The organism is Labedaea rhizosphaerae, from assembly GCF_004362825.1.
GTDB classification, from domain to species: domain Bacteria; phylum Actinomycetota; class Actinomycetes; order Mycobacteriales; family Pseudonocardiaceae; genus Labedaea; species Labedaea rhizosphaerae.
The window spans coordinates 750,794-770,487 of sequence record NZ_SNXZ01000001.1 but is presented as its reverse complement, the minus strand read 5'-3'; the positions used below and the strand labels follow the sequence as shown (position 1 = coordinate 770,487).

The window sequence follows — 19,694 nt, the reverse complement described above, 5'->3', positions numbered from 1 at the left end:
GTCAGCGTGGGTGTGTGGGATTCAGCGGGCTTAATCCCGCGGGCAAGGCAGACTGCCCGCTCCGGGTCAACCTCGGAGCGGGTGAGTGGGGGGTGGGGTGCGGGGAGGCGCGGGGAACTCAGCGGGCCTGATTCCGCGAGGGTGGGTTAAGCGCCAGCGGGGGTGATTCCGGGGCTAAGGCCGTCCGTGGATCTCAGGCGCGGGGAGATCCACGGACGGCCAACTGACCCCGGTCAGTCCTCTGTGGGCGGCCTCGGCGACGGAGACGGTTTCACCGTCACCCGCTGCGGACGCCGGCCCGGCATCGCGGCCACGATGACCACGCCCACCAGGAGCATCGCCGTCCCCGACCAGAACATCGGTACGGCCTGGTACGCGGCATTCGTGTACGCGAGGTGTTTCGGTCCGCTGCCCTGCCCGGCCGGCGGGTTCTGCGTCGGCGCCGACGTCTTGCCGCACACGACGCCACCCTCCGGTGCGGCCGCGCGGGTCACCTGCTCGCCGAGCGACACCTGGGCCAGCGCCGACGGCAGGTCGGGCAACGCGAGCGCGTCGGTCGGCAGCAGCTGCAGGTCCAGCATCCGGGCGGTCGCCCCGATCTGGTAACCCTTCAGGCCGTTCATCTCGAGCGGCAGTTCCTTCTTGGTCAACTCGGCGACGTTCAGCCGCAGCACGCCGATGTCGATCTTCAGCTGGTTCGGGTCGAGCCCGCTGAGCTGCGACGGGTCGAGCAGCGCGGCCACGTTGCCGACCAGCGGCAGGTTCTTCAGCTGGCTCGGCAGCACGTTCTCGAGCTTCGGCAGCGGCACGCCGATCGGGATGTCCAGGCTCGGCTTGGAGCTGCTCAGCGTGCCCAGGTCCTTGCCGCCCTGGGTCACGGTGATCACCGGGGCCTTGTAGGTGATCGTCGACGTCTTCGCGTCGCCGCCGGACGTGGCGGTCAGCGTCGGCTGGCTGACCACGTTCAGCGAGATCTCCATCGGCGTGTTGGCCAGCAGCTTTACCGAGGCGACCTGCAGCGTCGACACCGACTGCACGGCCTTGTGCTTCGAGCCGGGCAGGTCGACCAGCCGCACGACCGACCGCGTCGACATCGTGTTCGGCAGGCTCAGCAGCGATCCCGTGCCCTTGCCGCCCGTCGGCAGCACGCCGCCCAGGCTGGACAGCGGGCCGGCCAGACCCGACAGCAGCTTCGTCGCCTGCTGCTGCACGTCGGTCAGCTTGCTCATGTCGAACGCCTTGTCGAGCTCCGTGAAGTTCGGCAGCGTCGGGATGGCGTTCAGCACGGACAGGCTGCCCAGCGACGTGCTCGCGTCCGAGATCGTGCCGACGCACGGGCCGAGCGTCTCGCTCCACCGGGCGTGCACCTGGCCCTGCAACGCGCCGACCTTGAGCAGCGTGTCCAGCGGCGTCGACGGCGGGTTCAGGCCGCCCGTGATGGGTTCCTTGTTGTCCGGCAGCGCCATCTGGGCCAGCGAGCCCGGCGTCTGCGGCGTGTTGCCCTGGAACGCGAACCCGCCGGGGGAGGCCTGCGCGATCGACCGCTCCTGCGCCAGGTACGCCTCGGAGTTCGCCTGCGCGCTCGAGAGCCCGAAGCCCAGCTCGGCGGCGGGCTGCTTGGGCAGCTTGTCGGAGTAGCCCGGCAGGATCGTCCCGGTCGGGGCCGAGTTCGGCAGCAGGCGCACGACCGCGAGCCCCGTGCCCGCGTCGCCGACCGCACGGCCGGTCGGGTGCGGGTCGGCGGTGCCGGACGCCGGCGGGTCGTTCGGGTTGGCCGGCTGCGGGATCGGCGTCGTGACGATGGTGGACGGATCCGCGGCAGCGGGAGCGGCGGCCAGCGCCAGCATGGCGGCAGCCAGCGGCAACGCCATCACGACGGGCAGGCGTTTGCGCATCTGCGGGGTCCTCCTTAGGGCACCGTTGCCGACCGGCACGAGCCGTGTGCTGCGTCACCCACCCTAACGACGGCACCCGCCGCTGGTGACGCATCGGTTCCGGCTAGACTATGTCGCGCACTGCCGCCTTAGCTCAGTCGGCTAGAGCGGTTCACTCGTAATGAACAGGTCGTCGGTTCGATTCCGACAGGCGGCTCGCAGTGTGAAGGCCCCACCGGTCAGCCGGTGGGGCCTTTCTCGTGCGCACGCCCGCGTCCAGCACAATCCCCGCCATGGGGGAGGGGACCGACTGGCGCCGGCGTGTGATCGCGGCCGGGCCGTGGGTGTTCGCGGGGCTGCTCGGCCTGCACGTGCTCAGCATCCTGTTGTGGCCGAACGCCAACTTCTACGAGATCGACATGCTGGTCTACCAGGCCGGCGGCGGTCGCGTGCTCGACGGCGCACCGCTCTACGACGGACCGGTGACCAGCGGGCTGCTCTTCACCTACCCGCCGTTCGCGGGGGTGTTGTTCGCGCCCTTCTCGCTGGTGCCGGAGCTCGTCGCCCGGTTCCTCGTCCTCGGCGCCGACGTGGCGTTGTTGTTCCTGGTCAGCCGCGTGTGCTGGCGCAGTCTCACCACGCACCGCGGCGCCGAGCTGACCCGGCTCGGCCTGTTCACGACGGGGCTCGCGATCTGGCTGGATCCCGTGCGCATCACGCTCTACCTCGGTCAGATCAACGTCCTGCTGCTCGCGATCGTCACCTGGGACCTGGTGTGCGCCCGCGAGAAGTGGCGTGGCGCCGGCACCGGCATCGCCGCTGGGATCAAGCTGACGCCGTTGCTGTTCATCCCGTTCTTGTTGCTGACGCGGCGGTTCCGGGCGGCGGCGATCGCGTCGGCGACGTTCGCGGTGACGGTGGGCATCAGCTTCGTGGCCGCGCCGCGCAGTGCCGCGCAGTACTGGTTCCACGGCACGTTCCTGGACCTCAACCGCGTGGCGTTCCCGTTCAACCCCGGCAACCAGTCGATCAACGGCGGGCTGCTCCGGGCGATGGGCCAGACGCACGCGGAGAAGATCACCTGGCTGATCGCGGCCGTGGTTGTAGGTGTCGCCGGGATGGCGCTTGCCGTTGTCCTGCACCGGAAAGGTCACACACTCGCGGCGATCTCCATGGCAGGCATGCTGAGTTGCGTCGTTTCGCCGTACTCCTGGAACCACCACTGGGTCTGGCCGGTGCTGCTCCTCGTGTGGCTGCTCGCCCGAGGTGCCTACCGCTCGGCCGCGGTGTTTTGGTTGGTGTGCCTGGGGTTCCCGGACGAGTATCCGTCGCATTCGGACTCGAACATCCTGTCCGGCTGGCTGTACCTGCCCGCGTCCGGCTGGCCGCGCGAGGTGCTGCACAACTGGTGGGTGCTGTGTTACCTCGGTTGCGCTGTGGGATTCGTTTTGTGGCTCCGGCGTAACGCGCGCGTCGCGGCCGAGTCGTCGGTTCCGGTGATGGTCTGACCACCGCCACTATGCTCGGGCCATGCCGTTGTTCGAGTTCGAAGGTGCCGCGCCCAAGGTGCACCCGGCCGCGTGGATCGCGCCGACGGCCACGCTGGTCGGCGACGTGACGGTCGAGGAGAACGCCTCCGTCTGGTACGGCGTGGTGCTGCGCGCCGACTTCGGGCCGATCGTGATCCGCGCGGGCGCCAACATCCAGGACAACAGCGTGCTGCACGGCGGCCCGGAGGGCACCGAGATCGGGCCGGGCGCGACCGTCGGGCACCTTTGCGTCGTGCACGGTTGCACCGTCGGGGAGCAGGCCTTGGTCGGCAACGGCGCCACGGTGCAGGACGGCGCCAAGATCGGTGCGCGTGCGTTGGTGGCGGCGGGCGCCACGGTCACGCCGGGCATGGAGATCCCGCCCGAGACCGTGGCGATGGGCTCACCGGCCAAGCGCCAGGTGCCGCTCGACGGGCAGGCCAAGATGTGGGTCGACGGCAACCCGGACATCTACCAGGAGCTCGCCCGCAGGCACGCGAACTCCGTCAGGCCGGCTTAGCGTTCGGTCGCAACGTCCAGACCACGGTCATCTCGGCCGTCGTGACGCTTTCGGCGTTGCGGATCGTGCAGTCGACCGGGAACTCCGGGCGCTTGCCCTCGTCGAGTTCGGCGATGACCTCCGCGGCCGGCCGGCCGAGCACCGCCTCCGCGGTGAGCTCGCCCATGGCGACCTTGCGGTAGCGGATCTCGGACTTCACGACCAGCGGCACCGCGCGGTCCATCAGGTGCGCGAACGACCCGAGGCCCACGGCGCCGGAGGCCGTCTCCGCGAGGCCGAACATCACGGCGGCGTGCGGGCCGCCGATGTGGTTTCGCTGGCCCTCGACATCGGGCAGCGTCGCGACCACGCGGTCGGCGGCGAGCTCGGTGAACTTCACCCCGGCCGTGGACACCCAGGGCACGGTCTTGTACATCGCGTCGGCGACCCAGCCGAAGTCATCTGCCATGCTCAGCACATTACTCGTGAGTAACTTAGTCGGCCACTATCATCAGCGCGTGCATGAGCCAGCAATCCCGCATCTGACCCAGTCCGACCCCGAGATCGCCGAACTGGTGCAGGCGGAGGCCAAGCGCCAGCACGACAAGATCCGGCTGATCGCGTCGGAGAACTACGTGTCGGCCGCCGTGCTCGAGGCGACCGGCTCGGTGCTGACCAACAAGTACTCCGAGGGGTACGCCGGCAAGCGCTACTACGAAGGTCAGCAGGTCATCGACCAGGTCGAGACGCTGGCAATCGAGCGCGCCAAAGCGGTCTTCGGTGTCGAGCACGCCAACGTGCAGCCGTACTCGGGGTCGCCCGCGAACTTGGCCGTGTACATGGCACTCGCTTCGCCCGGCGACACGATCATGGGCATGGCGCTGCCCGCCGGCGGGCACCTGACCCACGGCTGGAGCGTGTCCGCGACCGGCAAGTGGTTCAACTCCGTGCAGTACGGGGTGCGCAAGGACACCGGCCGCGTGGACCTGGACGAGGTGCGTGAACTGGCGCTGGCCGAGCGGCCGAAGCTGATCTTCTGTGGCGGCACGGCGATCCCGCGGACGATCGACTTCGAGGGCTTCGCGGCCATCGCACGTGAGGTCGAGGCTGTGCTCGTGGCGGACATCGCGCACATCGCCGGCCTGGTCGCCGGTGGCGCGCACCCGTCGCCGGTCGGGCACGCGGAGATCATCAGCACGACGACGCACAAGACGCTGCGCGGGCCGCGTGGCGCGATGCTGATGTCGGATGCGGCGCACGCGAAGGCGTTGGACAAGGCCGTGTTCCCGGGTCTGCAGGGCGGCCCGCACAACCACACGACCGCGGCGATCGCGGTGGCACTGCACGAGGCCGCCCAGCCGTCGTTCCGCGACTACGCGGCGGGGATCGTGGCCAACGCGAAGGCGCTGGCCGAGGCACTGCTCGAGCGGGGCTTCGACCTGGTGTCCGGCGGCACGGACAACCACCTGATCCTGATCGACCTGACCGGCAAGGGCGTAGCGGGCAAGCCCGCCGCGAAGGCGCTGGACCGGGCGGGCATCGAGCTGAACTACAACACGGTGCCATTCGACCCGCGCAAGCCGTTCGACCCGTCCGGCGTCCGCCTCGGCACCGCGGCGATCACCACGCGTGGTCTCACCCCGTCGCACATGCCGAAGCTCGCCGAGTGGATCGACCTGGCCATCCAGGCAGGCGCCGCCGAGGACGAGCAGGCCATCGACCGCATCGCCGCCGAGGTCCGCGAACTCCTCACCGCGTACCCCATGCCCGGCTACACCCTCACCTAGCCCTCCCCATCAATACCCCCAGGTCGCGGCCCCCTTCAAGGCTCGACCTGCACCCCCGCACGCCCCCACCGAATTAAGCCCGCTCAACCCCAACCCGCAGGTCAGCCGCCCGCTGATGCCTGTCCTGCGGCCCTCGCCCGCCCTCGCGGGATTAAGCCCGCTGAATCCCGCACCCGCAGGTCAGCGCCTTCTCGGGCGAGGTTTGCGGCTCCTTGCTCGGCCGGGCGGGATTAAGCCCGCTGATTCACAGGTGTGCACGTCAACGCCTCTTCGCGCCTGACTCTGCAGCTCGCGGCCTGCTGCGTGAATAAGCCCGCTGAATCCGCAACTCGCAGGCCAGCGCTCCGTCGACTCGTAGGGGGAGGCCCTGCCGGGCCCTCGCGGGATTAAGCCCGCTGAATCCGTGGACCGCAGGTCAGGGGCGCTTTTGGGGCGGGGTTGCGGGATGCGGGCGCCCCGGCGGATTAAGCCCGCTGGATCGTGGGTTGGCAGGTCAGGGTGGGTGTTGGGGGTGTGCGGGCGGTAGTGGGGTCGGCACGGGGTGGTGTGCGACTGCGGTCACAGGTAATTCGGTTGCCGGAATAGCTTCGGAGCGAGCATGCTTGTATCTAGCAAGTACTTGGATGACTCAAGCAAAGAGACGGAGGTGGCCATGACTACGCAGGTCAACGACCTGGACGTGGCCGAGCGGCTCGCCGCCGCGCTGACCGCGCTGCACAGGCAGTCCGCGACGGTCGCCTCCCAGCTCGCCAAGCTCGGCGTGGACAAGAGCGCGTTCGTCCTGCTCGGCACCCTGCACGTGCAGGGCCCGATGCGCGCGGGCGCGCTCGCCGAGGCGGTCTTCGCCGATCCGTCCACGATCAGCAGGCAGGTCGCCGCCTTGGTTCGTGACGGGCTGGTCGAACGCCAGGCCGACCCCGAGGACGGGCGCGCCAGCGTGCTGGCCGTCACGCCCGCCGGCCAGGCACTGGTCGAGACCAATCGGCTGCGTCGGACCAAGGCCATCGCGGGGATGCTCGCCGACTGGGCGCCCGCGGACCAGGAGCGGTTCGTCGAGCTCTTCGAGCGGTTCCTCGCCGATCACGAGAAGTACTTGCCGCAGTTCGTCACCGAGTGCGCCGCCTTCGCGCGCTCCTGAGGGGAGTTCAGATGTCCGAACCAATATCTACCGCCGAGAACGGGGGCAGGCTGACCCACCGCCAGATCATGACGGTGCTGTCCGGCCTGATGCTCGGCATGCTCCTGGCCGCCCTCGACATGACGATCATGTCGACGGCGACCAAGACCATCGCCGACCAACTGCACGGCCAGACCGTCCAGGCCTGGGTGACGACGGCGTACCTGATCACGTCGACGATCTCGACGCCGCTCTACGGCAAGCTTTCCGACCTCTACGGCCGCAAGCCGCTGTACCTGACCGCCATCTCGTTCTTCCTGGTCGGCTCGGTGCTGTCCGGCATCTCGACCTCGATGTACGAGCTCGCCGCGTTCCGCGCGGTGCAGGGGCTCGGCGCCGGTGGTCTGATGTCGCTGGCCATCGCGATCATCGCCGACATGGTGTCGCCGCGGGAACGCTCGCGCTACACCGGCTACTTCATGGCAGTGTGGGGACTGTCCAGTGTGGTCGGTCCGCTCGTCGGTGGCCTGTTTGCCGGCCTCGACACGTTCGCCGGCATCGACGGCTGGCGCTGGGTGTTCATGGTCAACGTGCCGATCGGCCTGCTCGCGCTCGTCGTGGTCGCCAGGTTCCTGAACCTGCCGCACCGCAAGGTCGAGCAGCGCGTCGACTACTGGGGCGCGGTCACGCTGACCGCCGGCCTGGTGCCGCTGCTGGTCGTGGCCGAGCAGGGTCGCGAGTGGGGCTGGGGTTCCGCCGCGTCGCTGTCGATGTACGCGATCGGTGTGCTCGGGCTCGCCGCGTTCGTGTGGGTCGAGAACCGCATGGGTGATGCCGCGCTGCTTCCGGTCCGGCTGTTCCGCCGGGCGACGTTCAGCCTGGTCAACGGTGTCAACTTCATCATGGGTGTCGGCATGTTCGGCGCGATGATGTCGGTGCCGCTGTACCTGCAGATCGTCAAGGGCGCGTCGCCCACCGAGTCCGGGCTGCTGACCCTGCCCATGACCGCGGGCATCCTCGTGGCCTCGATGAGCAGCGGTGTGATCACGTCGAAGACCGGTCGTTACAAGATCTTCCCGGTCATCGGCCTCGGCACGGTCGCGGTCTCGATGTTCCTGTTCTCCACGGTGGGGACGACCACGTCGCTGATCCCGACCATGGCCGTCATGCTGCTCTTCGGTGCGGGCCTCGGCCTGTGCATGCAGACGCTGATCCTGGCCATCCAGGGTGACGTCGCGCCGAAGGACATGGGTGTGGCGACCTCGTCGGCGACGTTCTTCCGGTCCATCGGCGGCACGGTGGGCACCGCGGTGTTCCTGTCGATCCTGTTCAGCCTGCTGCCGGGCCGGATCGGCGCCGAACGGGCCGCGGCCGGCCTGCCGGCGATGCCCGCCGGTGGCGGGATCGACCTGAACGACACGTCGTTCCTGGCCAGGCTCGACCCGACCCAGAAGACGCCGATCCTCGACGGGTTCTCCAGCTCGCTGAGCACCGTCTACCTGGTCGGCGGCATCGTGGTCGCGGTGGCGTTCGTGCTGATCTGGTTCCTCAAGGAGAAGCCGCTGTCGGACAAGTCCGGCATCGAACTGCGGGCCGAGCAGCAGAACCTCGAACCCGTGACCGTCTGATCCTCGGGGGAGGACAAGGGCCCTGCACCGTTCGCCGGTGCAGGGCCCTTTCGTGTCCTCAGGGGAGCTTGCCGCCCGCGTCCTTGAGCCGCTGGTAGGAGCGCTGGATCTCGGCCTCGGCCTCGGTGCGGCCGACCCAGCTGGCGCCCTCGACGCTCTTGCCCGGTTCGAGGTCCTTGTAGACCTCGAAGAAGTGCTGGATCTCCAGGCGGTGGTACTCCGCGAGGTGGTGGATGTCGCGCAGGTGCTCGGTGCGCGGGTCCTGCGCGGGTACACAGAGGACCTTGTCGTCGCCGCCCTTCTCGTCCTTCATGCGGAACATGCCGATCGCGCGGGCGCGGATCAGGCAGCCCGGGAAGGTCGGCTCCTGGACGAGCACCAACGCGTCCAGTGGGTCGCCGTCCTCGCCGAGGGTGTTGTCGACGAAGCCGTAGTCAGCCGGGTACTGGGTGGCGGTGAACAGCGTCCGGTCCAGTTTGATGCGACCGCTCTCGTGGTCCATCTCGTACTTGTTGCGGTTCCCCTTGGGGATCTCGATCGTGACGTCGAACTCCACGCAGTCCTCGCTCGTCATAGCCCTGGTCCTACGCCACTAGTGTGGACCACGGCGGGGCGGGGACCGTCATCGAGACGGCGGGGGAACAATGTGACGTTCATCCGCGTGGGAGTCAGCAGGAGGATGCGTGCCCGACGAACGTCAGCCGGGTCAGGACGCCCCCATGTGGCCGACCGACGACGAGGACCGAGGCGCTGCCGAGGCAAGCACCCCCAAGGCGTCCGGGAACAAGCCCGCTGAATCCACGAAGCCCGCTGACCAGCCAAAACCTGCCGCGTCGAGCGAGCCGCAGTGGCCGACGGACGATGAAGAGATCCCGGACGAGCCCCCGGCGAAGCCTGCCGTGGACGAGCCGGCCGCTGCCGAGGTGAACAAGCCCGCTGAATCCCCCGAGACCGAGGACAAGGCGCCTTCCACGCCGGCGGTGAACAAGCCCGCTGAATCCGAAATAGCAGGTCAGCGGCCTGTCGAGCGTGAGCCGGAGCCACCTGCGGAGCCGGAGGAGAACAAGCCCGATGGTTCCGACGACACGGTTCGGGTGCCCGCCGAGCCGCCCGCGACGGCCGAGTTGCCCAAGGCGGCCGATCAAGAGCCGGAAGAGGATGTCGAACCCGCCTCCGACGCGGAGGCTCCCGAGGAGCCCGCCGCGGCCGAGGTGAACAAGCCCGCTGAACCCGAAACAGCTGGTCAGCGGCCTGAGGGAAATAAGCCCGCTGAACCCGAAGATGCAGGTCACGGGCCTGACGGGATTAAGCCCGCTGAATCCGAAGGCGCAGGTCAGCGGCTCGAGGGGATTGAGCCCGCTGAATCCTTCCGGTGGGTGGACGAGCCGGATCCCGAGCAGACGGTGCCGACCGAGCCCGAGCCGCACCCGGAGGCTCAGGCGACGGCTGACCTGCGGATTCCCGAGGACCGCAGCGAGGATGAGGACCGCGACGGCGAGGACACCCAGTCGGTCGCCGTCGACGAACCGGTCGGTGGGCCGGAAGACGAGCTTGATGACGACGACCGGGAGCGCACGTCCGACCGCGAGCACGAACGCGAGTACGGCCACGCACGTGAGCCCGCCAGCGAACGTGACCGTGAGTACGAGCACGAGCACGACCGTGGGCATGAAGCCGACAGTGAGAGCACGCAGCGCGTCGCGACCACCGGTGAGCAGCCGGCGCTGCTGCGCAGGTACGTCGAGGACACCCAGGTCATCGACCTGCGCGCGCTCCAGTCGCCCCGACGGCAAGGTCCGCCGCCGCCCTCGTCCCCACTGCAACGGCCTCAGCAGCGCCCGCAAGGACCGCAAGGACCGCAAGGACCGCAACGCCAAGGTCCGCCGCGCCCGTCCGGTCCGCCGCCGGGCCGGGTGATCCCGCCGGTCGGCCCGCCCCGCGCCCGCCCGATGCGGATCGAGCCTCGGCTGCCGGAGCGCGAACCCGAGTCGCCCGCCGAGCGCACCGAGATGTTCCACCTCGAGCCGCCGCCACGACGCGAGGAGTTGCAGCGCCGCGACCCGGAGCCGCTGCCGCCGCACCGGGAGCTGCTGCAGCGCAAGGCCGCCGAGCCGGAGGAGTACGACGACCTCTACGACCGGCTCTACGACGAGGACGACGAAGACGACGACCAGCCGGCGCCGCGTCGGCGGCGCAAGGGCCTGCTGATCACGCTCCTGTCCCTGGTCGTGGTGCTCGCGGTCGCGGCCGGCGTCGTGTTCACGGTTCCGGGGCTCGCCGGCAAGCTGGGCCTCAAGGGCGGCAACGACGTGGCCATCGCGCCGCCGCCCTCGCCCGTCGCCTTCGCCCCGCAGCTCAAGGGCCCGGACCCGCAGGCGCCCAATCCGACGCAGTCCGGCGTCGCGCAAGCCCTGGAAGGGCCCGCGTCCGCCGGCGCGCTCGGCACACTGACCGGTGTCGTGGTCGACCCTGCGGACGGCACCGTGCTGTGGGATCGCAACTCGGACACCGGCCTCACCCCGGCGTCCACCGGCAAGATCCTCACCTCGGCGGCCGCGCTGCTGAGCCTCGACCACACCACGCAGTTCGTCACGCGCGTGGTCCAGGGCGACCAACCGGGCACCGTGATCCTGGTCGGCGGCGGCGACCTGACGCTGAACTCGCTGCCGCCCGGCGAGGACTCGGTCTACCCCGGCTCGGCCCACGTGGACGACCTGATCGCGCAGGTCAAGAAGGCCACCGGCGGCAAGGTGAACAAGGTTCTCATCGACGTGCACCGCTACTCCGGCCCGCTGCTCGCGCCCGGCTGGGACCCCAAGGATGTCGCCGCCGGCTACCAGACGCCGATGGAGCCGGTGATGATGGACGGCGGTCGCGCCGATCCGACCGAGGACGAGAAGTCCACGCGGTCGCCGCGCCCGGCCCGCGCGGTGGCCACCAAGATCGCCGACGCGTTCGGCGCCACCGTCCCGGAGAACGCAACGGCCACCGCCAAGGCCAACGCGCCCGTGCTCGGCGAGGTCCGCTCGGCGCCGCTGGTCGAGCTGATCGACAACCTGCTGCAGATCTCCGACAACATGCTCGCCGAGGGCGTGCTGCGTGAGGTCGCGAAGCAGAACGGCGAAGAGGTCTCGTACGCGGGCGGTGTCCGCGCCGTGCGCAAGGTGTTGCAGGACAACGGCTTCGACGTCTCCGGCTACCAGATGGTCGACGGCAGTGGACTGTCCAAACAGGACAAAGCAACGGCCAAGCTGCTGGCCGACGTCCTCGCCGTCGCCGCCGCACCCGACGGCAAGGACCCGCGCACGGCCAAGCTGCGGCCGCTGCTCGGCGGGCTCCCCGTCGCCGGCGGCAGCGGCACCCTCAACCCGCGCTTCCACGACGCGAAGTCCAAGGAGGGCAAGGGTTGGGTGCGGGCCAAGACCGGCACGCTGACCGGCGTCAACACCCTCGCGGGCGTGGTGCTCGACAAGGACGGCCGGGTGCTGGTGTTCGCGTTGATGAGCAACAACGGCGACGGCCTGCAGGCCCCGCCCGCGCTGGACGCCGTCGCCGCGCGTCTTCGGGAATGCGGGTGCGGCTGAGTCGGGTAGCGTCGAACGTGTGAACGCGGACGCACCGGGCAACGCCGTCGACTGGTCGATGGCGGTCTCGACCGCGCAACGGCTGATCAGCCGCGGCCCGGTGATCGACCCCGAGGACGCGCAGAGCGCGGTGCGCGAGCTGCGCGACATCACCACGGTCGCCGAGCAGCACGTCCGCGACCTGACCGGGCTCGGCGAGGATCTCCCGTTGCTGCCCGGCGACGTCGTCGACCGGCACGGCTGGGTGGCCGCCGCGGCGGACGGCCTGGCCGCCCTGACCGACGGCGCGTTGCCGCAGCCGCCGTCCGGCCCGTTCGGTGCGGTCATCTCCGGCAGCGCGGGCATGCAGGCGGGCCTGGTGCTGGCGTTCCTGTCCGGGCGCGTGCTCGGCCAGTACGACCCGTTCGGCCGCGACTCGGGCACGTTGCTGCTGGTCGCGCCCAACGTCGTGACCGTGCAGCAGGCACTCGACGTGCCGGCCAGCGACTTCCGCATGTGGGTGTGCTTGCACGAGGGCACGCATCGGCTGCAGTTCACCGCGCACAGCTGGCTGCGCGACTACTTCTCCGGCCAAGTCCGCGAGTTCATCGGCGGCATGGACCGCGACGCCTCCGCGACGCTGGGCCGGCTGCCCGAGATCATCAGGTCCGTGCGTGACCGCACGCAGCAGGACGGGACCGGGTTGATGGAGCTCCTGCAGTCACCGGAGCAGCGCGAGGTCTTCGACCGGCTGATCGCGTTGTCCACCTTGCTGGAGGGGCACGCCGACCACGTGATGGACGCCGTCGGCCCGGCCGTCGTGCCCAGCGTCGCAACCATCCGCAGCCGGTTCACCGCGCGGCGCCGGGGCGGCGGCCTGCTCGACCGGGTCCTGCGCACGCTGCTCGGCGTCGAGGCCAAGGTCAAGCAGTACGCGGCGGGTGCCGCGTTCACCAAGCACGTGATCGACGCGGTCGGCATGGCGCGGTTCAACGTCATCTGGACCTCGCCGGAGACGTTGCCGCGGCGCAGCGAGATCGCCGATCCCGACGCCTGGTTGCGGCGCGTCGACCCATGACCGGGCCACACCCGGCCGTCGCCGCGGTGCGGTCCGCGGTGCGCCGCCTGCTCGAATCCCTCGAGCCGCCGGACCGGGTCGCCGTCGCGGTCTCGGGTGGCGCGGACTCGCTCGCCTTGGCCGCGGCGGCAACGCATGTGGCGCCCCGGCTCGGTCTCGCTGTGCACGGGCTGGTCGTCGACCACGGCTTGCAGGACGGGTCGGAGCAGGTGGCCGCCGACACCGCGAAAGCGTTGCACGCCATGGACTTCACCGAGGTGCAGGTGCTCCCGGTCGAGGTGTCCGGGCCGGGTGGTCTGGAGGCGGCGGCCCGCCGCGCCCGGTACGAGGCGCTGCGCAAGGCGGTGCCCGACGCGATGGTGTTGCTCGGCCACACCCGTGACGACCAAGCCGAGACGGTGTTGCTCGGCTTGGGCCGAGGATCGGGGCCTCGGTCGATCGCGGGCATGCGCCCGGTCGACCCGCCGTGGCTGCGGCCGTTCCTCGACCTCCCGCGGGAGACGACGGTGGCGGCCTGCGTGGCGTTGGACCTGCGGCCGTGGCAGGACCCGCACAACGCCGACCCGCGGTTCACCCGGGTGCGGCTGCGCCGGGAAGTGTTGCCGGTGCTGGAAGACGTGCTCGCGGGCGGCGTGTCGGCCGCGCTGGCCCGGACCGCCGCGCAACTGCGTGAAGACGCCGAAGCACTCGACGCGATCGCCGCCCGGTTCACCGGCGAACCGGACATCGAGGTGCTCGCCGAGCAGCCCGCCGCGGTGCGCCGCCGGGTGCTGCGCCGGTGGCTGCTGGAGCGGGGCGTGCGGGAACTCACAGACGCCCAATTGCGTGCTGTGGACGGGTTGATCGGTGAATGGCGTGGTCAGGGCGCCGTGTGGTTGCCGGGCGGCTTGGAGGTCGGCCGCGCGCATGGCAGGCTGACGGTGTTCCAGCCGCCGCGGTAGAGGGGACCGAGCGTGTACGAGGGCGACATCGCCTCCGTGCTCATCACCGAGCAGCAGATCGACGAGAAGGTCACCGAACTGGCGAAACAGGTGGCCGACGACTACCCAGCCGATCGTTCCGACCTCGTACTGGTCGGCGTGCTCAAGGGCGCGGTCATGTTCATGACCGACCTGGCGCGCGCGCTGCCGATCCCAGTGCAGCTCGAGTTCATGGCGGTGAGTTCCTACGGTTCGGCGACGTCGTCGTCGGGCGTGGTGCGCATCCTCAAGGACCTCGACCGGGACATCGCCGGCCGGAACGTCCTGATCGTCGAGGACATCATCGACTCCGGCCTCACGCTGTCGTGGCTGCTGAAGAACCTGGAGTCGCGCAACCCCGCGTCGCTCGAGGTCTGCACGCTGCTGCGCAAGCCGGACGCGGTGAAGGTCGACGTGCCGGTGAAGTACGTGGGCTTCGAGATCCCGAACGAGTTCGTCGTCGGGTACGGCCTCGACTACGCCGAGCGTTATCGCGACCTGCCCTACATCGGCACCCTCGACCCGAAGGTCTACTCGTCCTGAGCGCCGAGTTACTGAGCCCGCCGGTCCTGGACTTCCTCTGGGAGTCCCAGGGCGGCGGTGAGCTGCCGTACCCGCTGGAAGTGGCCTCGCACGGCGCGACCATGGACGAGCGTTCGCGGCTGCGCAACGAAACCTTCGCGATCCTGCGTGATTCGGGTTTGCTGGACCGGGAAGGCGGCCTCGACCGCCGCCTCGCGGGGTGGTTCGCCCTGCTGGCGCGGGCCGAGCGGAGCATCGATTCGGTGTTCGTCCCGGGTGACGGCGAACCCATGCGTGCGATGGTGGCGCTGGCCTCGGGCGACCGCGCGTTGCTGGCGGAGCAACGCCCGGACGGCGTGCTGGTCCAGGACCTGCACCCGTCGAGCCTGGCCTCGACCGTCGTCGACGCGTTGCCGCCCGGAACCCGCGGCACCGAGCGGTCCTTCACCGTGCTCGCCGCCGACGAGCCCACGGTCCCGCTCCTGTCCGAACCCCGCCTGCGCGGCGGCCAGTTCGGCGTGAACCACCGCGACGCCGTCGACGGCCGCCGCCGCGCCCGCGTGCTGGCCTGGTTCGACCTCCGGTCGGGGCGGTACCTGATGTACCGGAAACCAGGCCCGGACGGCCGCGAGTGGCTGACCGTCGCGCCCTCGGATGCGTTGGCCCTACGGCAACGCCTCACGGAGCTCCTCACCCGATAGAGCGCACCGGGTCGAGAGTGTCGGTGGCCTGCGCTAACTTCGCAGCGTGGTCAAACGCTCACTGCTCGTTGCTTTGCTGTTGGTGCTCACTGCCTGCGGCACAACCGTCCCCGGCACGCCTGTGGCGGTGCCGCCTGCCGCGCCGTCGTCTTCGGCTGCCCCGGCGAAGGTGCCACGGTCGGACTTGGACGCAGAGCTGATCGAACTGCGCAAAGTTGACTCCTGCGCCCTGCTGGACCCGCAGGCCGCTGCCAAGGTCGCCGGTGACAGTCCGATGTGGCTGGCGCCGTCCGACGGCTTGGCGGACTGCAAGCTCATGCTCAGACGTGGGCGGATGGACAGCTGGGAGTTCCGCACCGTCGTGGGTGCGCCGTGGATCCACGACCGGGCAGCCAAGACGGGGATCGCGGGCACCACGTTCGCCCGGGTCCAGGCCACCGATGATTCGTGCAGCTACACCCTGCGCTTCCGCAAGCTCTCGGCGATCACGCTGGACGTCACTCGTCCCTACGACGACCGAAGGTCCGACCCATGCGAGATCGGCCGGAAGTACCTCGAAGCTGTTGCGAGTACGTGGTCGCACCTGCCGTTGTTCAGCGAGGGGCACACCACCCCGCACTTGCCGCTGGCCGATGTCGACCCGTGTGACGCGGCCGATGTGGACAAGGGTCTCGGCTGGACGGCCAACCCGGTTTCGCCGAGCAAGTGCGAGATCGCCGTGGGCGCGGATCACGTGACCGTGGAGCTGGAGTTGGGGTACGACCCGCGGAAGCTGGTCAGCCCGGGGTCGAAGACCGCCAAGGTGGTGACCGTGGCCGGACACCCGGGTTGTGCGCTCGAAAACAAGTACGGCGGTGGTTACGAGGTGACGGTGGTCTTCGCGGATGCCCCGGCGATCCTCCTGCCCGTCACGCTGAAGTACTCGGAACCGGCGTACCAGCTGATCTCCGTGGTCGCGGGTGACCAGACCAGTGCGGAGACCGTGATCAAGGAGGTCTTCGAGGCCGCGGCCCGACAGCCCAGAGAGGTCCCGGCGTCACCATCCGAGGTCGACGTCGTCCCATTGGGTGACTTGACCCATGGCTGAGGGCAGGAAGGTGTCCGATCACGGAGAAGCAGCGATCTGCGTGCGCTAACCTACTCACAGTGACGTGTCGGCTCGGTCGACGCGGCTGGGGTACTGGGGTCCAAAGGGGAGATGGTCACAGTGTTGGACAACGGGGCATTCCTGCTCGGCGCCGCCGAAGCAGGCGACCTGCGGGTCGATCCGCAGGAAGCGCAAGCTGCCGTGCAGAAGCTCGGGGCTGTCAGGGACAGCCTCCAGGTGCTGCTCAACACCATGCGGCAGGGCAGTTTCGGCGACAGCCTGCAACTCGGCGCCAATCCCGTGGGCCGCGCCATGTCGGAGAAATCGACCAACAAGGCCAGCGGCGGCGAATCGTTGCACGCAGCCGTGCAGTTGCTTTTCACCCAGGCCTCGAACGCACATGACGCCGTGAAGCGGGCCATGGACAACTACGACTACACCGACGAGACCGGCGCTCGCCGGTTCCGGCCGCAGCACTGACTCATGCGTCTACGTATCGCGATCTCCTTGGTGGCCGTCGCGGCAGCGTGCGCGGCGTGCAGCGAGTCAACGGCTGGACAAGCGACCAGTTCGCCCACGCTGCCGAACGCAACCACCACCAGTGTCGCGCCGCCGACCACCACCGATTCGGGGATGAAAGGCAAGACGGACTTCTCGCAGGACGAGCTCTGCGAGCTGTTGTCCAGCGCCGAGGCGACGCAACTCGGGGGCTCGGAGGAGGGTGAGCCGAGCATGAACGTGGAAACCAAGAAACCGATCTGCACGTGGACGGCCGCGAACTCCTTGATCCTCGGTTTCCGTGATGACGGTGTCGTGGCCGATCTGAAGACCGGTCCCGGGATCACCAAAACCCAGATCCGGATCGGCAACACGCCTGGAGTGCAGTCCGACGACAAGACCAGCGGCGGCTTCTGCCAGGTCGGCTTTGATCTGAACGACCATTCCAACTTGATAGCCGGCGTCAGTGTCCTCACCGGTGGCCAAGGTAAATATGACCGTTGCAAGGTGGCCAAGGAAATGGCCGCCATTGTCCTTTCGAAGGTGAAGTAGGGGGAGCCGTGCCGGACGGACAGCACTACGACGACCAGCAGCAGTACTCGGGCGACGAGGCAACGAACGTCAAACGGGCAAGCAACCACATGCCCCAGGAGGACCGCGTTCGGGCGTCCCAATCTGAGCTGCAGGCGCAGTACGCCCAGCAGCAGGCCGCCGCGCTGAAGGGCCATGTGGAGATCGACGACCGCGCGGTCGTCGACCCGCCGTTCTGGAACGGGATGGACCAGACCAGCCTCTACAAGGCGGCGACCGAGCAGAACGAGCCCGGCATCGCCGACGGGCTCGGTCGCGCGTTCACCCAGCACGGCAACGCACTGGCCAAAGCGGCCAACGAGCTCAACGACGCACTGGCGACCCTCGACGCCGCGTGGGAAGGCAAGGCAGCTTCCACCGCGCGTGGCTCCATCCAGCCCCTCGCCAGTCACTCCGGCCAGATGGGTCAGTCCGCTCAGCTCATGGGCACCTCTCTGTCGCAGCAGTCCGTTGCCGCGTCCGAAGTGCAGCGGCTTCCACCGCCGATGGAGTTCGACGCGACGAAAGCGTTGCAGCACAACAAAGAAGTCGACGCCAACGGCGGCACGCCGATCGACATCAACGCCGAGACCGGCAAGGCCAACGCCAACAAGGCCGAGCAGGTCCGCTTCCTGACCGAATACACCAACGCGATGGCGGCCGCCGACAAGCAGATGCCGGTGTTCGTCAAACCGCCGGAGACGATCAAGAGCGGGGGCGGCGGCGGCACCTCCAGCGTCGACGGCGCGTCGGTGCAGAGCCGCAAGACCGGCGACGTGCACAACCCCTACCAGGGCACGTCGACCGGCGTCCCCACCTCGGGCTCGCCGCAGGCGGGGGCCGCCGACCCCAACGACCCGAACAACAACAACGACATCCCGACGTTCGGCACGCCGGTGGCGGGCACCTCGACCTCGGGTTTCACCGGCTCGCCGTCGCCCGTCAGCACCGCGCCCGGCCTCGGCTCCGGCCCGGTCGGCGGCACCCCGCACCCCGCGGGTCCGAGCGCCGGCTCCGGCGGGTTCGGCGGCAGCTTCGGCAACTTCAACGGCAACGCGGCCGGAGGCGCGGGGGCCGGTGAAGGTGGCGCCGGTGCGCGCGGTGGCATGGGAGCCGAAGGCGGCCGCGGCGCTGGTGCGCGTGGCCTGGCCGGTGGCATGGCTGCCGAAGAGGCCTTCGGGCGCGGCGGTCGTGGCGCGGGCGGTGCCGGCATGGGTGGCCGTGGCGTCATCGGCGGTGGCCACGGCGCCAAGGACGAGGAAGACGAAGAGCACGAGCGCCCGTCGTACCTGGTCGAGCCCGACCCGGACGCCGTCTTCGACACCGACCAGATGACCGCGCCGCCCGTGATTGGTGGGGAATGACCCGCGTGCTCGAGTCCCAGTTCTTCACCCCGATCGAGCTGGACTTCCTCTGGGAGGCGCTGGGCGCGGCCGACCTGCCGTTCCCGCTGACGCTCAAGCAACACGGCGAGACCGAGGGCCACCGGTCGATGCTGCGCCGGGACACGATGACGGCACTCGCCGCGCGTCACCTGGTCAGCATGACCGGCCGGCTCGACGCCGAGCTGGAGGACCTGCTGACGGTGCTCGCCCGCCCCGACACGGCGATCGACTCGCTGTTCCTGCCCGAGGACGGCACCGAGCAGGCCGTCGCCGCCTGGGCCGGGCGCATCGGCGACAACGCGGTCGTCGTCGTGCAGAACGACCAGGGCATCGAGTTGCGCCAGGTCCGCGCCGACGCGATGGCCGGCGAACTCGTCGCGATGCTGCCCGCCGAGCGCCGGGGTACCGAGACGTCGGTGTCGCTGCCCGTCGGCGAGTTCACGATCGGCGCCGTGCGCCGCCGTGCCGCCTCCGAGTCCGAGCAGCACAGCCGTGAGATCGCTTACCGTTTACTGGCCGAACCCAACGTGCGCTACGGCGAGTTCGCGGTCAGCGCCCGTGACCCGTTGCACGGCACCATGGTGCGGACACCGGTGCTGACCTGGAGCGACAAGGCCAGCGGCCGGTACATCAGCTACGTGCGGGCCGGCTGGCGCACCATCGCGCCCGCCGACGCCGCCATGATCCGCCACCAACTCGGCGAGATGACCGCCGATGTGCAGCGGCTCGCGGCGGGCTGACGGGAACTCCACCCGGCACGAGGACGTTGGATCCTGCGGAAGCGCCCGCTGACACTTCGCGCAGTGGCGATGCTTGGACGGGCGGTACCCTGGTCGGACCGGGTACTCCGGCCGGGCAGTGGGACGCTGTTGCCCGACATGCAAGTCAGGGAGGGTC

General features: G+C 69.6%; 18 protein-coding genes and 1 tRNA gene. 16 read left to right on the top strand and 3 right to left on the bottom strand.

Annotated features, from left to right (window positions below):
- Positions 1-233: 233 nt before the first annotated feature.
- Positions 234-1,895: a hypothetical protein gene (locus tag EV186_RS03365; RefSeq protein WP_208115461.1), complete on the bottom strand. Its 1,662-nt coding sequence runs from the start codon at positions 1,893-1,895 to the stop codon at positions 234-236.
- Between the two features lie 122 nt (positions 1,896-2,017).
- Here EV186_RS03365 and EV186_RS03360 point away from each other — a divergent pair.
- The 3 genes from EV186_RS03360 to EV186_RS03350 all read left to right on the top strand — a co-directional run bounded on the left by EV186_RS03360 (position 2,018) and on the right by EV186_RS03350 (position 3,923).
- Positions 2,018-2,091 (top strand) — tRNA-Thr (locus tag EV186_RS03360).
- 76 nt (positions 2,092-2,167) lie between these two features.
- Entirely contained in the window at positions 2,168-3,382 is a 1,215-nt protein-coding gene (locus tag EV186_RS03355) for a glycosyltransferase 87 family protein (RefSeq protein ID WP_133847593.1), read from the top strand.
- A gap of 22 nt (positions 3,383-3,404) precedes the next feature.
- Positions 3,405-3,923: a gamma carbonic anhydrase family protein gene (locus tag EV186_RS03350; RefSeq protein WP_133847592.1), complete on the top strand. Its 519-nt coding sequence runs from the start codon at positions 3,405-3,407 to the stop codon at positions 3,921-3,923.
- Here the strand turns inward: EV186_RS03350 and EV186_RS03345 are convergent.
- Positions 3,910-4,371 carry a DUF4442 domain-containing protein gene (locus EV186_RS03345; RefSeq protein ID WP_133847591.1) on the bottom strand — a complete coding sequence of 154 codons (462 nt, stop codon included), beginning with the start codon at positions 4,369-4,371 and terminating at the stop codon, positions 3,910-3,912. The two genes, EV186_RS03350 and EV186_RS03345, sit on opposite strands and share 14 nt — an antisense overlap.
- Here EV186_RS03345 and EV186_RS03340 point away from each other — a divergent pair.
- The 3 genes from EV186_RS03340 (at position 4,370) to EV186_RS03330 (ending at position 8,434) form a co-directional block, all read left to right on the top strand.
- Positions 4,370-5,689 (top strand): serine hydroxymethyltransferase, encoded by a 1,320-nt coding sequence (locus EV186_RS03340; protein ID WP_133847590.1) that lies wholly within the window; start codon positions 4,370-4,372, stop codon positions 5,687-5,689. The genes EV186_RS03345 and EV186_RS03340 overlap by 2 nt on opposite strands.
- A 652-nt stretch (positions 5,690-6,341) precedes the next feature.
- Entirely contained in the window at positions 6,342-6,827 is a 486-nt protein-coding gene (locus EV186_RS03335; RefSeq protein WP_133847589.1) for a MarR family winged helix-turn-helix transcriptional regulator, read from the top strand.
- A gap of 11 nt (positions 6,828-6,838) precedes the next feature.
- On the top strand, positions 6,839-8,434 hold the full coding sequence (locus tag EV186_RS03330; RefSeq protein WP_133847588.1) for an MDR family MFS transporter: 1,596 nt from the start codon (positions 6,839-6,841) through the stop codon (positions 8,432-8,434).
- Between the two features lie 58 nt (positions 8,435-8,492).
- Here EV186_RS03330 and EV186_RS03325 read toward each other — a convergent pair whose 3' ends face one another.
- On the bottom strand, positions 8,493-8,990 hold the full coding sequence (locus tag EV186_RS03325) for an inorganic diphosphatase (protein WP_208115526.1): 498 nt from the start codon (positions 8,988-8,990) through the stop codon (positions 8,493-8,495).
- 127 nt (positions 8,991-9,117) lie between these two features.
- Here EV186_RS03325 and dacB point away from each other — a divergent pair, with 127 nt between their 5' ends.
- From dacB to EV186_RS03275, 10 genes are all read left to right on the top strand, one after another.
- Positions 9,118-12,018: a D-alanyl-D-alanine carboxypeptidase/D-alanyl-D-alanine endopeptidase gene (dacB, locus tag EV186_RS03320; protein WP_133847586.1), complete on the top strand. Its 2,901-nt coding sequence runs from the start codon at positions 9,118-9,120 to the stop codon at positions 12,016-12,018.
- 19 nt (positions 12,019-12,037) lie between these two features.
- Positions 12,038-13,075 (top strand): zinc-dependent metalloprotease, encoded by a 1,038-nt coding sequence (locus EV186_RS03315; RefSeq protein ID WP_424981936.1) that lies wholly within the window; start codon positions 12,038-12,040, stop codon positions 13,073-13,075.
- Complete coding sequence (gene tilS / locus EV186_RS03310) at positions 13,072-14,016, top strand: tRNA lysidine(34) synthetase TilS (RefSeq protein WP_133847585.1); 945 nt, start codon at positions 13,072-13,074, stop codon at positions 14,014-14,016. The genes EV186_RS03315 and tilS overlap by 4 nt, the downstream gene beginning before the upstream one ends.
- 12 nt (positions 14,017-14,028) lie before the next feature.
- A complete protein-coding gene (gene hpt, locus EV186_RS03305; RefSeq protein WP_133847584.1) occupies positions 14,029-14,577 on the top strand; it encodes a hypoxanthine phosphoribosyltransferase in 549 nt (182 codons plus the stop codon).
- Positions 14,574-15,257, top strand: a complete 684-nt coding sequence (locus EV186_RS03300; protein WP_133848730.1) for an ESX secretion-associated protein EspG — start codon at positions 14,574-14,576, stop codon at positions 15,255-15,257. The genes hpt and EV186_RS03300 overlap by 4 nt, the downstream gene beginning before the upstream one ends.
- A 46-nt stretch (positions 15,258-15,303) precedes the next feature.
- Positions 15,304-16,344, top strand: a complete 1,041-nt coding sequence (locus tag EV186_RS03295; RefSeq protein ID WP_133847583.1) for a DUF3558 family protein — start codon at positions 15,304-15,306, stop codon at positions 16,342-16,344.
- A gap of 111 nt (positions 16,345-16,455) precedes the next feature.
- A complete protein-coding gene (locus tag EV186_RS03290) occupies positions 16,456-16,824 on the top strand; it encodes a hypothetical protein (protein ID WP_133847582.1) in 369 nt (122 codons plus the stop codon).
- Between the two features lie 3 nt (positions 16,825-16,827).
- Positions 16,828-17,394, top strand: a complete 567-nt coding sequence (locus EV186_RS03285; protein WP_133847581.1) for a DUF3558 domain-containing protein — start codon at positions 16,828-16,830, stop codon at positions 17,392-17,394.
- Positions 17,395-17,402: 8 nt separating this feature from the next.
- On the top strand, positions 17,403-18,776 hold the full coding sequence (locus EV186_RS03280) for a hypothetical protein (RefSeq protein WP_133847580.1): 1,374 nt from the start codon (positions 17,403-17,405) through the stop codon (positions 18,774-18,776).
- Complete coding sequence (locus tag EV186_RS03275; protein ID WP_133847579.1) at positions 18,773-19,537, top strand: ESX secretion-associated protein EspG; 765 nt, start codon at positions 18,773-18,775, stop codon at positions 19,535-19,537. Before EV186_RS03280 ends, EV186_RS03275 begins: the two co-directional genes overlap by 4 nt.
- Positions 19,538-19,694 lie beyond the last annotated feature (157 nt).